Raw genomic sequence first — 13815 nt, 5'->3', positions numbered from 1 at the left:
AGGTTCAGCGGACCAGTTTCGGGGACATGCATGGACTATTTCAAACGCTTCAACTTCCTGTTCGCGGCGCCGGTTTTCGAGGCCGACGACCTCGAAGGCATCCGCTTCAACCAGATCATCACCGAGATTGAACGCTCCGGCTTCGAAGTGGTCCGCGCCCGCAAGCTGGAAGATGCCGAGATCGCGGTGCAGACCGATGCGGCGATCGGCTGCATGGTGGTCGACTGGGGCAAGAAGGGTCTCGAGGGCAAGACCGCGGCGCTGATCAACCTGATGCGCCGGCGCGGCCTCGACTTCCCGATCCTCCTGCTGATCCGCCGCAAGCGGTTCGAGGACCTGCCGGTCGAGGTGCTCGATTTCATCGACGGCTACGTGTTCCTGTCCGAGGAAACCCCGCCCTTCATCGCCAAGAACCTGATCTCCAGGCTGAAGCAATATGCCGAGAACCTGAAGACCCCGTTCTTCGGGGCGCTGGTCGACTACGCCGAGGAAGGCAACCAGCTCTGGACCTGCCCGGGCCACAATGGCGGCGTGTTCTACAGCCGCAGCCCGATCGGCCGGGTGTTCGTCGAGCATCTCGGCGAGGCCGTGTTCCGCGACGACCTCGACAATTCCGTGCTCGATCTCGGCGACCTTCTCACCCATGAGGGGCCGGCGCTGCGGGCGCAAAAGGAAGCCGCCAAGATCTTCGGCGCCGAGAAGACTTATTTCGTGCTCAACGGCACCTCGACCTCCAACAAGGTCGCGCTCGGCTCGCTGGTCACCGACGGCGATCTCGTGCTGTTCGACCGCAATAACCACAAGGCCGCGCATCACGGCGCGCTTCTGATCGGCGGCGGCATCCCGGTCTATGTGCCGACGGTGCGCAACGCCTGGGGCCTGATCGGCCCGATGCGCTGGGACCTGCTCGACGAGGGGAGCTTGCGCGACCAGATCCGCAAGCACCCGCTGGTCAAGGACGAGAACGCCTGGAAGAAGGAGCGTCCGTTCCGCGTCGCCGTGGTCGAGCAGTGCACCTATGACGGCACCATCCACTCCGCCGAGATGATCCTCAAGCGGATCGGCCACCTCTGCGACTACATCCTGTTCGACGAGGCCTGGGCCGGCTTCATGAAGTTCCACCCGATCTATTCCGGCCGCTTCGCGATGGGGCTTTCCAACCTCAGCCCCGAGGCGCCCGGCATCATCGCCACCCAATCGACCCACAAGCAGCTCGCGAGCTTCTCGCAGGCCTCGCAGATCCACATCCGCGACCGCCATATCAAGGGCCAGAAGCGCCGAGTCGAGCACCGCCGCTTCAACGAAAGCTTCATGCAGCACGCCTCGACCTCGCCGTTCTATCCGATCTTCGCCTCGCTCGACGTCGGCGCGCAGATGATGAAGGGCCGCTCCGGCGAAGTGCTGTGGGACGACACGATCCGGCTCGGCATCGAACTGCGCAAGAAGATCCGTGCAGTGAAGCGCGAGTTCGAGGAGAAGGAGACGCGCGCGGAGCGGCGCTGGTTCTTCGAGCCGTTCGTGCCGGACCGCGTGATGATCCCCGACGTCGCGCGCGAGAACGGCGTGCACAATGTCGCATGGGAGACGATCTCGACCGATCAGCTCGCGACCAATCCGTCCTACTGGCAGCTCAGCCCGGGCGAAACCTGGCACGGCTTCCCCGAGCTGACCGCGGGCTTTGCCATGACCGACCCGAACAAGCTTACATTGCTGACGCCCGGGTTCGATCACGCCACCGGCGCCTATGCCGACCACGGCATCCCGGCGCCCGTCGTCGCGCAATATCTGCGCGAGAACCAGATCGTCGCCGAGAAGAACGACCTCAACTCCCTGCTCTTCCTGCTGACGCCCGGCGTCGAGGCCAGCAAGGCCGGCACGCTGGTGTCCGGGCTCGTCGCCTTCAAGAAGCTGCACGACGACAACGCGCTGGTCGAGGACGTCATCCCCGAATTCTTCCGCCGCCGCCCGCAACGCTACACCGGCGTGCGGCTGCGCGACCTCTGCGGCGACATGCACCGCTTCTTCCGCGACGGCGGCGTCAGCACGTTGCAGGCAAAGCAATTCCTGCCCGAACATCTCCCTGAGATCGCGATGTCGCCGCGCCAGGCGGCGCAAATATCTGATCCGCAACGATGTCGACTATCTGCCGATCGACCAGATCTTCGGCCGCATCGCCGCGACGCCGTTCGTGGTCTATCCGCCCGGCATCGCCACCATCGTGCCCGGCGAACGGCTGTCGGAACGCAGCAAGCCGATGATCGATTACTTGCGGATGTTCGAGGCGAGCTTCAATGCGTTCCCGGGCTTCGAGGTCGAGGTCCAGGGCATCTACAAGGAGATCGACGACGCCGGCCGCGTCCGCTTCTACACCTATGTCGTGTCCGAATAGGCCAGCGGACGCAACACAATGGAGAATGATCAAAAGATCACCGTCCGCCCCTCGCGCGACAGCGACGTCGATGCGATGCTGTCGATCTACCGCTATCACATCCGCCACGGCATCGAGGAGAGCGTCGACGATTCCGGCACGCCGGAGCCCGACGACCTGCGCGACCGCCGCAAGAATCTGCGCAACACCCGCCTGCCGCATCTGGTCGCTGTGCGACGGCGAGGTTGTCGGCTACGCCTATGTGGTCCAGTTCCGCAAGCGCCCGGCCTATCGCTACACGGTGAAGCATTCGATCTATATTCACCACCGCTTCACCGGCAAGGGCGTCGGCGGCCGGCTGTTGCAGGAACTGGTCGACACCTGCGCGGCGGCCGGCTTCCGCCAGATGATAGGCTACATCGACAGCGACAATGCCGCGTCGCTGGCGCTGCACGAGCGGTTCGGTTTCGCCCGCGTCGGCCATCTGCCCGGTGTCGCCTATCGCTACGGCCGCTGGTCCGACACCGTGATGGTGCAGCGCTCGCTCGCCGCCGGCTCGACCGCCCCGCCGCCGCCCGCGCCGCTGTCGCGGCGGTGATGGAGGACCACACACCATCCGTCGTCGTCCCTGCGAAAGCAGGGACCCATACTCCGCGGCGGACGTCGTGACCGGGACTCGTCATTCCACCATCGCACAACAATGCCTGTCGGTGGTTATGGGTCCCTGCTTTCGCAGGGACGACATCGAACTATGTTGCACGGCCCCGGAGTCACACGTCCGCATTCTCGCGACCGTGCGCCCTACTCCAGCGTGAAGCCGACCCGCAGCGTCACCTGATAATGCGCGACCTTGCCGCCTTCGATATGGCCCCGGCTCTGCACCACCTCGAACCATTTCATTTCCCGGATCGTCTTCGACGCGCGGCTGACGGCGTTCTCGATCGCCGCCTCGATACTCTTGTCCGATGATCCGACCAGTTCGAGGATCTTGTAGACGTGGTCCTTGTCGTGCGCGGTGGGCATGTCGACCTCCCTGGGGTGGTTGCGCGATCCGGACAATTTGCACTCCGATCCGGACAGTCCGTCGTCCGGTACGGGCTGTCGTCAAACCACGAATGCTGCGCAGCAACACACCGGTTGACTTGAATCAACGGGTTGCGGCGCCTTTGGTGCCAGTATGCATTTGGTGCCAGCCGGGCGCCTGCCCTTGTCGGCGCCGTGACCTATGGTAGCATGGTTTGATCAAGTATTCGGGAGCGATACGATGTCCACCGCGTCCAGCTCACCCGTCACACCTCCTCACAGCCTCGGATCCGGGCTTGCCCATCTTCGCGCGAAGTGGGGCTGGATCGTCGCCTTGGGCGTGATCTACCTGATCGCAGGCGTGTTCGCCTTCGGCAGCGTGTTCTTCGCCACCGTCGTCAGCGTGCTGTTCGTCGGCGCGATGATGATCGTCGCCGGCGTTGCCGAGATCATCAACGCGTTCCAGTTCAAGACATGGGGCAAGTTTCTGTTCTGGCTGCTGCTCGGCGCGCTCTATGTCGTCGCGGGCTTCGTCACCTTCGAGAATCCCCTGCTCGCCGCGGCGACCCTGACGCTATTCCTCGGCATCGCGCTGGTAGTCTCCGGCATCGTCCGCATCTTCCTGGCGTTCGGCATGAACTCGGCGGCGCCGTGGGGAATGGTCGCGATCTCCGGGCTGATCACGCTGGTGCTCGGGGCCATGATCCTGGCGCGCTGGCCGGTGTCGAGCCTCTACGTGCTCGGCATCTTCCTCAGCGTCGACCTGATCTGCGCCGGCGTCAGCTGGATCAGCATGGGCATGGCGCTGAAGCAGCGAGCGTGAAGCGAGAATGTGGGGCGGATTAGCGTCAGCCTAACCCGCCGCAAATCTCGTACGCGGAGAAAGGGTGGGTTACGCTTGCGCTCACCCGCCCTGCGGTCCTCCGCAACGCCTCAGGGCTGCGCGAGGTGCCAGGCGCCGTTGAGAAAGCCGTCGCCGGTGATGTCGCCGGCCTTCTGGTCCTTAGCGAAGGTATAGAGCGGCCTGCCCTTGTAGGCCCACTGCTTCGAGCCGTCGTCACGCGAGATGATGGTGTAGCCGCCTTCGGCCTTGTCGCTGGCTTCCGCCTTCAGCACCGGCCAGTTCGTGGCACACGGGCCGTTGCAGGCCGACTTGCCTTCGGTGTCCTTGTCGAAAGTGTAGAGCGTCATGCCCTTGGCGTCTGTCAGGACCGAGCCCTTCGCCGTAGTGCCGGTCTTGGTCGGCGGCGCAGCAAAGGCGGCAGACGCGAGTGTGAACGAAGCGGCAGTGGCGAGCGCGAGTGCGAGCGTTGTCTTCATGATGTCTCCCTTTCGAATGCAAATGGCTTGCATGCGTTAGGACGCGCGAAGGCCTCCACTATTCCTCTGGCGGCGCGGAAACAATTTCGGGCCGAGCGACGGGCGTGAGGGGAATAAAGCCGAGAGCGCGTGCCAATACCGGCAGCTACCGCCTGATCTCCTCGGCCGCGCGCACCAGCGGGCGGTCGGAGAGCTGGATCGGGCCGGAAAAGGGCGTGCTCATTTCGAGTATCAGATAGATCGCGGCCGAGATCAGCGCCGCGGCGGCGATGGTGGTCGAGACCACGACCGCATTGCGCGGCGCGCGAAAACCCAGCGTCGCGAACATCAGCGTCAGCCACCCGACCAGGATGCAGATCAGCGGCGAAGGAAACGAACTGTCGGACTGCTCGGCAAAGGTCCAGCGCTGCTGCACCGCCTGCCGGTAGACCGACCGGGCGTCGTTCCACAGCGCGACACTCTGCTCGTCGTCGAACTTCAGCTCGCGGATGCTGGTGCCGACCTCGTCGAGCAAATGTTCGGACACTTCGTTCGCGCGCGAGATCGGGGCATCCTTGAGCGCCTGCTCGACATAGGCGAGTAGCCGCCGGCGCGGCTCGTCGGCGCTGGGGCCGAGCGGCCGCAGGCTGCGGTCGAGCAGGATGAGGTCGGTGGCGAAGACATGCAGGTTGCGGTCAACCGCCACATAGGTGTTGGCCGAATTGTTCATCATCAGGCCGAGCAGCAGCGACGGCATGGTGACGAACAGGGTGGCGACCAGGCGTATCGAGGTATTGGTCTCGTCGCTGCGGTGATGGTCCTTGAGCCGGCCATGGATCGCCATGGTCGCAAGCGCGGCGCCGCCGAGCAGCATGAAGATCAGGATGGCGACGACGACTGCAACCACGGCTTGCAAAGACCTGCGAGAGAATCAGGTGTGCAGGATAGCAAGTGCCGCGCGGCGGCGCATGTCCGGTTGACTGGCCCTCCCCACGCGCTATCCAGTCCGGACCGCTTTTTGGGCGTCCGGCGCGCCCGAGGCGGAGCGCAAGGGCGCCCTGGGAGAGCAACACGTGCATATTGTCGACGACCGCGAGGTCAACCGCGTCCTGACCTTTCCGATCCTGATCGAGGCGATCGAGGCCGCGCACCGGCGGCCGAAGATCGCCGTCAAGGACGGCTATCTCGGCGACGACAGGGGCCAGCAGCTGGTGACCCGCAGCGCGGTCGATGCCGGCCGCTTCATGATGACCAAGCTGTACACCAGCTTTCCGGGCAACCTTGCGCACGGCAAGCTGCCGGCCGTGCAGGCGGTCTGCGTGCTGTTCGACGGCAATGACGGGCGGCCGCTGGCAGTGATGGACGCCGCCGAGATCACCCATTGGAAGACCGCCGCCGACTCCGCGCTCGGCGCCAAGCATCTGGCGCGGCCGGATGCCGAGACGCTGCTGGTGGTCGGCGCCGGCGAGATGGCACGCTGGCTGGTGCGCGGCCACCGCACGGTTCGGCCGCGGCTGAAGCGGGTGCGGATCTGGAACCGGACCGTCGCGCGCGCACAGGAGCTCGCCGGGCTGCTGGAAAGCGACGGCATCGCCGCCGACGTTGTCACCGACCTCGACGCCGCGACCCGCGAGGCCGACATCATCACCACCTGCACCCGCTCGCGCGAGCCGCTGGTCAAGGGCGCCAACTTGAGGCCCGGCACCCATCTCGATCTGGTCGGCGGCTTCACACCCGACACCCGCGAGTCCGACGACGAGGCGGCGCGGCGCGCGCGCATCTTCGTCGACCGCCGCGAATCCGCCTTTGACGGCGTCGGCGACATCCTGCAGCCGATCGCCAGCGGCGCCATCCGCGAGAGCGACGTGCTCGGCGATCACTACGACCTCGCGACCGGCAAGGTCGCCGGCCGCCTGTCCGCCGACGACATCACCTTCTTCAAGAACGCCGGCGGCGGACATCTCGATCTGATGACCTGCGAGACGGTGCTTGCCCAATTGGGGAAGGAGTTGCGGTGAGCCACGAAAACGTAGGGCGGGTTGGCGTCAGCGTAACCCGCCGCCACGCGATGCATGGACAGACGGCAGACGACGGCTTCGACTAACTATGCCGCCCTACGCCGAGACGCGGCTACACCTCCCGCAACCAGACCTCGCCGATCGAATGGTCGGATCGCTTGCGCAGCACGACGTCGGCGCGCGTCCGCGTCGGCAGGATGTTCTCTCTGAGATTGGCGCGGTGATGCTCGCGCCACAGCCGGTCCGCAACCTCGCGCGCGTCGCCGGGCGGCAGGTCTCTGTAATGGTGGAAATAGGAGGCGGGGTTCCGGAACGCGGTTGGCTGCAGCCTGAGGAAGCGTTCGACATACCAGGACTGGATGTCGGCCTCGTCGGCATCGAGGTAGATCGAGAAGTCGAAGAAGTCTGACACCACCACCGGCGCGGTGCCGCGCGCCAGCAGCACGTTGAGGCCCTCGAAGACCAGGATATCCGGCTGGCGGATGACCTGGTGTTCGGACGGCACGATGTCGCCGATCAGATGCGAGTACACGGGCAGCTCCAGCTCGGCTTCGCCCGCCTTGGCCGCCGCGAGAAACCGCAGCATGCGCGGCAGATCGTAGCTTTCCGGAAAGCCCTTGCGCCGCATCAGGCCGCGCTCTTCGAGAACAGCGTTGGGATGCAGGAAGCCGTCGGTCGTCACCAGCTCGACGCGCGGGTGATCTGCCCAGCCGGCCAGCAGAGCACACAATACACGGGCAAAGGTGCTCTTGCCGACGCCGACGCTGCCGGCCAACGCCACAATGTAGGGCGAACGGCGCGCCGGCCGGCCGAGAAACTCCGCCTTGACCTGCATCAGATTGCGCGCCGCCGAGAAATGCAGGTTCAACAGCCGCGTCAGCGGCAGATACACATCGCTGACTTCGGCTGAAGTGATCGGCCCGTTCAGGCCGCGAAGCGCCGCGAGATCGGCGTCCGACAGCGTCAGCGACGTGCTGGCGCGCAACGCCGCCCAATCGCTTCGGCTGAAGATCATGTAGGCGGACAGCTCGTCGGGGTGGGTCATTCTCATCCGTCACGGTGAGCCTGATGCATGCGATCGATCTTGCCGAGGCGAAGACTGCCAGGTCAATGGCCCAGACCCGTAGGGCGGGTGAGGCGAAGCCGTCACCCGCCGTCTTTCAGTTGGTGGAGTGGGCGGCGAGTTACGCTAGCGCTAACCCGCCCTCCGCTCCCTACTCCGCGGCCTGCTGCGCCGGTGCGTCCAGCGCCGCCGACACCTTCGGCGGCGACATCGGCAGGCTGTAGAAGCGTTTGCCGAGTGCGTTATGCACCGCGTTGGCGACCGCGGCCATGACGGGGACCAGCGGCACTTCGCCGACGCCCTTGACGCCCTGCGGGTGCTTCGGGTTCGGCACCTCGACCAGCGCGCAGTCGAGCATCGGCAGGTCGGAGCAGACCGGCATCCGGTAATCGAGGAAGCCCGGATTATCGACCTTGCCGTCCTTGTTGTAGATGTACTCCTCGTTCAACGCCCAGCCGATGCCCTGCGCGACGCCGCCCTGCAGCTGGCCCTCGACATAGCTCGGATGCACGGCGCGGCCGACATCCTGCACGGCGGTGTAGCGGATCACGCGCACGATGCCGAGATCGACATCGACCTCGACGTCGCAGATATGCGTGCCGAAGCCGCCCTCCGCGCCTTGGGTGTTGAGCTGCACGCTGGCGCCGATCGGGCCGCCCTGCGACGGCGCCTTCTCGGCAAGGTCGGCGAGCGTCAACGGCTCGAACTGGCCGGCATTCGGGCTCACCGGATGCGCGGCGCCGTTCTCCCATTTGACCGCCTCAGGGTCGATCTCCCAGATCTTCGCGGCGCGCTCGCGCAAGGTCGCGATTACCTTGTCGGCCGCCTGCGTCACCACCATCGAGGAGGCGAACAGCACGCGGCTGCCACCGGTGAGGTTGGAGAAGCCGATCGTTTGGGTATCGCCGATGATGACGGAGACGCGCTTGTAGTCAATGCCGAGCAGCTCGGCGCAGATGTTGGCGATGCCGGCGCGCGAGCCGCCGATATCAGGGTGGCCCGTGGTGACAACGACGTTGCCGTCCTCGGTGATGTTGACTTGTGCCGAGGATTCACCGCCGGCGTTGAACCAGAAGCCGGAGGCGACACCCCTGCCCTGATATTTGCCGAGCGGCGCGGCATAGTGCGGATGGTTCTTCGCGGCCTCCAGCGTCTCGATATAGCCGATGCGCGGAAACACCGGGCCATGCGCGGCCTTGGTGCCCTCCTTGGCAGCGTTCTTCAGCCGCAGCGCCAGCGGATCCATCTTCAACGCTTCGGCCAATTCGTCGAGCACGCATTCCACCGCGTAAGCGCCGATCGGCGCGCCGGGCGCGCGATAGGCCGCGACCTTGGAACGGTTGGAGCAGACGTCGAACCCTTCGGACAGTACATGCGGAATGTCATAGGGCGCAAAGCTGCAACCGACCGCACCGCGGATCGGCGAGCCCGGAAAGGCGCCGGCCTGCAGATAGAAGCTGCCGTGGGCGGCGACGATGGTGCCGTCCTTCTTCGCGCCGATCTTCACCGTGCTCTTCGAACCCGAGGTCGGCCCCGTCGCGCGCATCACCTCCTCGCGGGTCATCACCATCTTGACCGGACGACCGGATTTTTTGGCGAGCAAGGTCGCGAGCGGCTCGAGATAGACGATGGTCTTCCCGCCGAAGCCGCCGCCGATTTCGGCGGGAATGGCGCGGATATCGTTCTGCGGGATGCCTGTGAGCATCGAGGTCATCGCGCGTACCATGAACTGGCCCTGGCTCGACGACCAGATCGTGGTCTTGCCGTCAGCGGCGACCGAGATCAGGCAGGCATGCGGCTCGATATAACCCTGGTGCACCGGGCGCGTGGTGAAGGAGCGCTCGACGACGATCTCGGCATCCTTGAAGCCTTGCGCGATGTCACCCTTCCTGGATTCGATGCGGCCCATGATGTTCGAGGGCTTGCCGTCGAATCTGTTGAACTCGTGCAGGATCGGCGCATCAGGCTTGAGCGCGTCGTCGATCTCGATCGCCCAGGGCAGCACCTCGTAGTCGATCTCGATCAGCTTGCAGGCTTCCGCCGCGATCGCCTCCGTGGTCGCGGCAACGGCGGCGACGGGATGGCCGGGGAAAAGCGCCTTGTCGCGCGCCATCACGTTGCGGCACATCCAGCGCATGTCCTGGATGCCGAGCATCACGGCGCCCTTCTCGATCGTGAAGTCGACGATGTCGCGCGAGGTGACCACCGCCTTGACGCCGGGCAGCGCCTCTGCCTTCGCGGTGTTGATCGACTTGATGCGGGCATGCGGATGCGGGCTGCGCAGCACCTTGCCCCAGATCATGCCCGGCATGGTGGTGTCGGCGGCGAACGCCGCGCGGCCGGTCACCTTGTCGACGCCATCGGGCCTGATGGTGCGCTGACCGATCCATTTGTTGTTGACGACGTTCATGGCCTCATCTCCCGCATTTCAGCGGCGGTCTCCATCACCGCGCGGACGATCTTGTCGTAACCGGTGCACCGGCAGAGATTGCCGGCGAGCCAGAAGCGGACTTCCTCTTCGGTCGGATTGGAATTTCTGGCCAGCAGCGCCTCGGAGGCCACCAGCATGCCCGAGGTGCAGATGCCGCACTGGAGCGCGGCATGCTCGAGGAATTTCTGCTGCAAGGGATGCAGCTTCTCGCCCTTGGCCATGCCCTCGATGGTCCGGATCTCGTGGCCCTCGGCCTCGGCCGCGAGCATCAGGCAGGAGCAGATCAGCCGGCCGTCGAGCGTGATCGAACAGGCGCCGCAATCGCCGGAGGCGCAGCCCTCCTTGGAACCGGTGAGCCCCAATTGCCCGCGCAAGGCGTCGAGCATGGTCTCATACGGCTCGCACAGGAATTCGACCGGCTCGCCGTTGACGGAGGTGGTGACGTGCAGTTTCGGCATGGTGCTAGTGTCCTCCGGCGCGCTGGGCGGCGATCGCGGTGGTGCGCTTGAGCAGCACGCCGGCGGTCTTGGTCCTGTAGGCGATGGTGCCGCGCTTGTCGTCGATCGGACGGCAGGCGGCGCGGCATGCGGCGCTGGCCGCTTCCAGCGCGGCGTCCTCGAGCTTCGAGCCGATCAGCGCCTTTGCCGCCGGTTCAACCAGCAGCGCGGTCGGCGCCACCGCGCCGAGGCCGACGCGGGCCGCGGTGCAGACGCCGTCCTGCAAGGTCAGGCTGACGCCGATGCCGACCACCGCGATGTCCATCTCGGTGCGCGGGATCATGCGCAGATACGCATCGCCCGAGCCCTTGGGCCGCGGCGGGAGCGCAAAACTGACGAGGATCTCGCCCGGCTTGAGGTTGGTCCGTCCCGGCCCGGCCGGCACGTCCTCGACCTTGAGCTCGCGGCGGCCGTTCGTGGGCCCTGCACGGTGACGACGGCGCCCGCCGCAATCATCGCCGGCACGCTGTCGCCGGCCGGCGAGCCGTTGCAGAGATTGCCGCCGGCGGAGGCCCGGCCCTGCACCTGCTTGGAGCCGATCAGGTTCACGGCCTCGAGCACGCCGGGCCAGACCTTGCCGAAGCGCGCGTGGTCTGCGAGCTCCATGCCGGAGACGGCAGCGCCGACGCGGAAACCGCCATCGGCGGCCTCAGAGATCTCGGTCATCTCGCCGATCTTCTTGATGTCGACGATCAGTCCCGGCCGCACCAGGCCGGAGCGCATTTGCACCAATAAGTCGGTACCCCCTGCCATAATGCGGGCGGCACTCCCGGCGGCAGCAAATGCGCCAATCGCTTCATCAAGCGTGCGCGGTGCTACGTATCGGATATCGGTCATGACGGTTCTTCTGGTCTCCCTCGGCTGCTTGTTCCCTTAAGAATGTGCGGGATATGGCCTTATTGCTGGCCGGCAGACCGCAAGCCTACACGGCGGATCGCCGTCCGAACAGCCTGCGAGGTGCGGCAGGAAGCGCGGGCTCCTATGCAGGATGCGCGCTTGCGCGCCTTGCGGGATTGGCGGCACGGCGCTTGCTTGATTTGCTGATCGGATTGGTGAAGCATGCGGGTCGCTGCGGCCTGCGTGCCGGCGCAACGACAAAATCGGGGGACGGCGAATGGTCGATGTTTCGCGCAGAACGCTCCTCAAGCTCGCGGCCAGCGTGCCGCCGGCGATCGCGGCCCCGGCTCTCCTGTCATCGAGAGCCATCGCCGCCGGCAAGGGCAAGACCATATCAGCGGTGATGCACTCGGACCTGCGCATCATCGATCCCGGTTTCACCACCGCCTACATCACCCGCGACCATGGCTACATGGTCTACGACACGCTGCTCGGCATCGATTCAAGCTTCAAGGTCCGGCCGCAAATGGCGGACTGGACGATCTCCGACGACAAGCTCACCTACACCTTCACGCTGCGCGACGGCTTGAAATGGCATGACGGTGCGCCCGTCACCGCGGAGGACTGCATCGCCTCGCTGAAGCGCTGGACCGTCGTCGACGGCATGGCGCAGAAGCTGGCCGAGTTCACCGCCTCCCTCGAGGCCGGCGGACCGAAGACGATCGTGCTCAAGCTCAAGGAGCCGTACGGCCTGGTGCTGGAGTCGCTGGCAAAGCCCTCCTCCTATGTCGCCTTCATGATGCCGAAGCGGCTCGCGGAGACGCCGCCAGGCAAGCAGATCGCCGAGCAGATCGGCTGCGGGCCGTTCAAGTTCGTGCAGGCCGAATTCCAGCCGGGCGTGAAGGCAGTCTATGAGCGGAACGCCGACTACGTGCCGCGCAAGGAAAAGCCGGATTGGCTGTCGGGCGGCAAGGTCGCGAAGGTCGATCGCGTCGAATGGATCACGATGCCCGACGCGCAGACCGCGATCAACGCGCTGCAATCCGGCGACATCGACTTCCTGGAACAGCCGTCGATCGACCTGGTGCCGGTGCTCGAGGCCAATTCCGACCTCACCGTTGCCGTGCTGAACAAGTTCGGCTTCCAAATCGAAGGCCGGATGAACTTCCTGCACCCGCCGTTCGACAATCCCAAAATCCGCCGCGCGGCATTCCTGGCGATGAACCAGAAGGACGTGCTCGACGCCACCGTCGGCAACGCAAAGTACTACGAGATCTGCGGCTCCTATTTCGCCTGCGACACGCCGCTCGCCAGCGACGCCGGCGCCGAGACGCTGATCAAAGGCAACGGCATGGCCGAGGCGAAGAAGACACTGGCCGCCTCGGGCTATGACGGCACGCCGGTCGTGATCATGATCCCCGGCGACGTGCAGACGCTGAAGGGGCCGCCGACCGTCGCGGCGCAGCTGTTGCGCGCGGCCGGCTTCAATGTCGACGCGCAGGTAACCGACTGGCAGACTGTGGTGAGCCGCCGCGCCAGCCAGAAGCCGCCCAAGGAAGGCGGCTGGAACCTGTTCTTCACCACTTCACGGGTGCGACCGAGGTGATGAACCCGATCGTCAACAACCAGATCGCCGCGAACGGCAAGCGGGCCTGGTTCGGCTGGCCCGACGACGCCAAGCTCGAGCAAATGCGCGACACCTATGCGCGCGCCACCTCCCCTGAAGACCAGAAGAAGCTCGCGATGGAGATTCAAAAGGAAGCCTACGAGCAGGTGATCTATGTCCCGCTCGGCCAGTTCCGCTTGCCGAGCGCCTGGCGCAAATCGCTCACCGGCGTGCTGGAAGGCCCGGCGCCGCCGGTGTTCTGGAACGTCGACAAGACGGAATAGGATCGGCGGCGCTTCTGCGCGCTGCCAAAATATCGAAAACAACCCCATGCAAAGGAGCCGACGGCCGCCGGCGTTCGACCGGGCAACTTGACACGTCGGGCAAATCAGGCATATATTTCCAATATTCCGAAATCGTGCATGCACCCCTCGCCCGCAATGGCGAGGCTATCGCATATGGGCTCGATCTCCCCCACGAACGCGTCATGCCCGGCCTTGTGCCGGGCATCCACGTCTTGGTCTCCGCGCGAGAAAGCCGCGGATGGCCGGGACAAGCCCGGCCATGGCGACTCGGGAAACGGCAATCCCAAGCTTCTCGCTGCCATATGCGAGTGCCCCCCGGGAGAGGGAGCACAGCATCTTTGCGGTCGCTCGCTCGACGGCATCGCACG

At 65.5% G+C, this 13815-nt stretch carries 8 protein-coding genes and 4 pseudogenes; 5 read left to right on the top strand and 7 right to left on the bottom strand.

Features of this window, described 5'->3' with window-relative positions; all coding sequences use genetic code 11:
• Window positions 1–30: 30 nt before the first annotated feature.
• Both ACVWW1_RS05215 and ACVWW1_RS05210 read left to right on the top strand, forming a co-directional pair.
• Window positions 31–2389: pseudogene (locus ACVWW1_RS05215) on the top strand (Orn/Lys/Arg family decarboxylase).
• An 18-nt stretch (window positions 2390–2407) separates the two neighbouring features.
• A pseudogene (locus ACVWW1_RS05210) lies at window positions 2408–2966 on the top strand (N-acetyltransferase family protein).
• 203 nt (window positions 2967–3169) lie between these two features.
• On the opposite strand, the gene ACVWW1_RS05205 reads toward ACVWW1_RS05210, so the two are convergent.
• On the bottom strand, window positions 3170–3391 hold the full coding sequence (locus ACVWW1_RS05205) for a dodecin (RefSeq protein ID WP_456655080.1): 222 nt from the start codon (window positions 3389–3391) through the stop codon (window positions 3170–3172).
• Between the two features lie 241 nt (window positions 3392–3632).
• Here ACVWW1_RS05205 and ACVWW1_RS05200 point away from each other — a divergent pair, with 241 nt between their 5' ends.
• On the top strand, window positions 3633–4214 hold the full coding sequence (locus tag ACVWW1_RS05200; protein ID WP_456655079.1) for an HdeD family acid-resistance protein: 582 nt from the start codon (window positions 3633–3635) through the stop codon (window positions 4212–4214).
• A 110-nt stretch (window positions 4215–4324) separates the two neighbouring features.
• Here the strand turns inward: ACVWW1_RS05200 and ACVWW1_RS05195 are convergent, their stop codons facing one another.
• Together ACVWW1_RS05195 and ACVWW1_RS05190 are read right to left on the bottom strand one after the other, a co-directional pair.
• On the bottom strand, window positions 4325–4711 hold the full coding sequence (locus ACVWW1_RS05195; RefSeq protein ID WP_207830710.1) for a COG4315 family predicted lipoprotein: 387 nt from the start codon (window positions 4709–4711) through the stop codon (window positions 4325–4327).
• A gap of 145 nt (window positions 4712–4856) precedes the next feature.
• Window positions 4857–5597, bottom strand: coding sequence for a bestrophin-like domain (locus ACVWW1_RS05190; RefSeq protein WP_176530442.1), 741 nt, complete (start codon window positions 5595–5597; stop codon window positions 4857–4859).
• 166 nt (window positions 5598–5763) lie between these two features.
• Between ACVWW1_RS05190 and ACVWW1_RS05185 the strand changes: the two genes are divergently transcribed.
• Window positions 5764–6708: an ornithine cyclodeaminase family protein gene (locus ACVWW1_RS05185; RefSeq protein WP_456655078.1), complete on the top strand. Its 945-nt coding sequence runs from the start codon at window positions 5764–5766 to the stop codon at window positions 6706–6708.
• A 112-nt stretch (window positions 6709–6820) separates the two neighbouring features.
• Here ACVWW1_RS05185 and coaA read toward each other — a convergent pair whose 3' ends face one another.
• The 4 genes and pseudogenes from coaA to ACVWW1_RS05165 form a co-directional block, all read right to left on the bottom strand.
• Window positions 6821–7759 carry a type I pantothenate kinase gene (gene coaA / locus ACVWW1_RS05180; protein WP_456655077.1) on the bottom strand — a complete coding sequence of 313 codons (939 nt, stop codon included), beginning with the start codon at window positions 7757–7759 and terminating at the stop codon, window positions 6821–6823.
• Between the two features lie 163 nt (window positions 7760–7922).
• Window positions 7923–10181, bottom strand: coding sequence for a xanthine dehydrogenase family protein molybdopterin-binding subunit (locus tag ACVWW1_RS05175; RefSeq protein WP_456655076.1), 2259 nt, complete (start codon window positions 10179–10181; stop codon window positions 7923–7925).
• Window positions 10178–10660, bottom strand: coding sequence for a (2Fe-2S)-binding protein (locus ACVWW1_RS05170; protein ID WP_207830721.1), 483 nt, complete (start codon window positions 10658–10660; stop codon window positions 10178–10180). The genes ACVWW1_RS05175 and ACVWW1_RS05170 overlap by 4 nt, the downstream gene beginning before the upstream one ends.
• Before the next feature lie 4 nt (window positions 10661–10664).
• A pseudogene (locus tag ACVWW1_RS05165) lies at window positions 10665–11527 on the bottom strand (FAD binding domain-containing protein).
• Window positions 11528–11813: 286 nt separating this feature from the next.
• Here ACVWW1_RS05165 and ACVWW1_RS05160 point away from each other — a divergent pair.
• A pseudogene (locus tag ACVWW1_RS05160) lies at window positions 11814–13426 on the top strand (ABC transporter substrate-binding protein).
• Window positions 13427–13815: the final 389 nt, after the last annotated feature.

The sequence above is a fragment of the Bradyrhizobium sp. JR3.5 genome, from assembly GCF_054057015.1.
Note: the sequence above shows the minus strand (reverse complement) of the source record. Positions and strands in the feature narration are given on the sequence as shown.

What these genes read in the sequence shown, in the direction of transcription:
- ACVWW1_RS05195 (WP_207830710.1), bottom strand. Translation starts at nt 4,711, where the DNA reads ATGAAGACAACGCTCGCACTCGCGCTCGCCACTGCCGCTTCGTTCACA.
- coaA (WP_456655077.1), bottom strand. Translation starts at nt 7,759, where the DNA reads ATGAGAATGACCCACCCCGACGAGCTGTCCGCCTACATGATCTTCAGC.
- ACVWW1_RS05205 (WP_456655080.1), bottom strand. Translation starts at nt 3,391, where the DNA reads ATGCCCACCGCGCACGACAAGGACCACGTCTACAAGATCCTCGAACTG.
- ACVWW1_RS05175 (WP_456655076.1), bottom strand. Translation starts at nt 10,181, where the DNA reads ATGAACGTCGTCAACAACAAATGGATCGGTCAGCGCACCATCAGGCCC.
- ACVWW1_RS05170 (WP_207830721.1), bottom strand. Translation starts at nt 10,660, where the DNA reads ATGCCGAAACTGCACGTCACCACCTCCGTCAACGGCGAGCCGGTCGAA.
- ACVWW1_RS05200 (WP_456655079.1), top strand. Translation starts at nt 3,633, where the DNA reads ATGTCCACCGCGTCCAGCTCACCCGTCACACCTCCTCACAGCCTCGGA.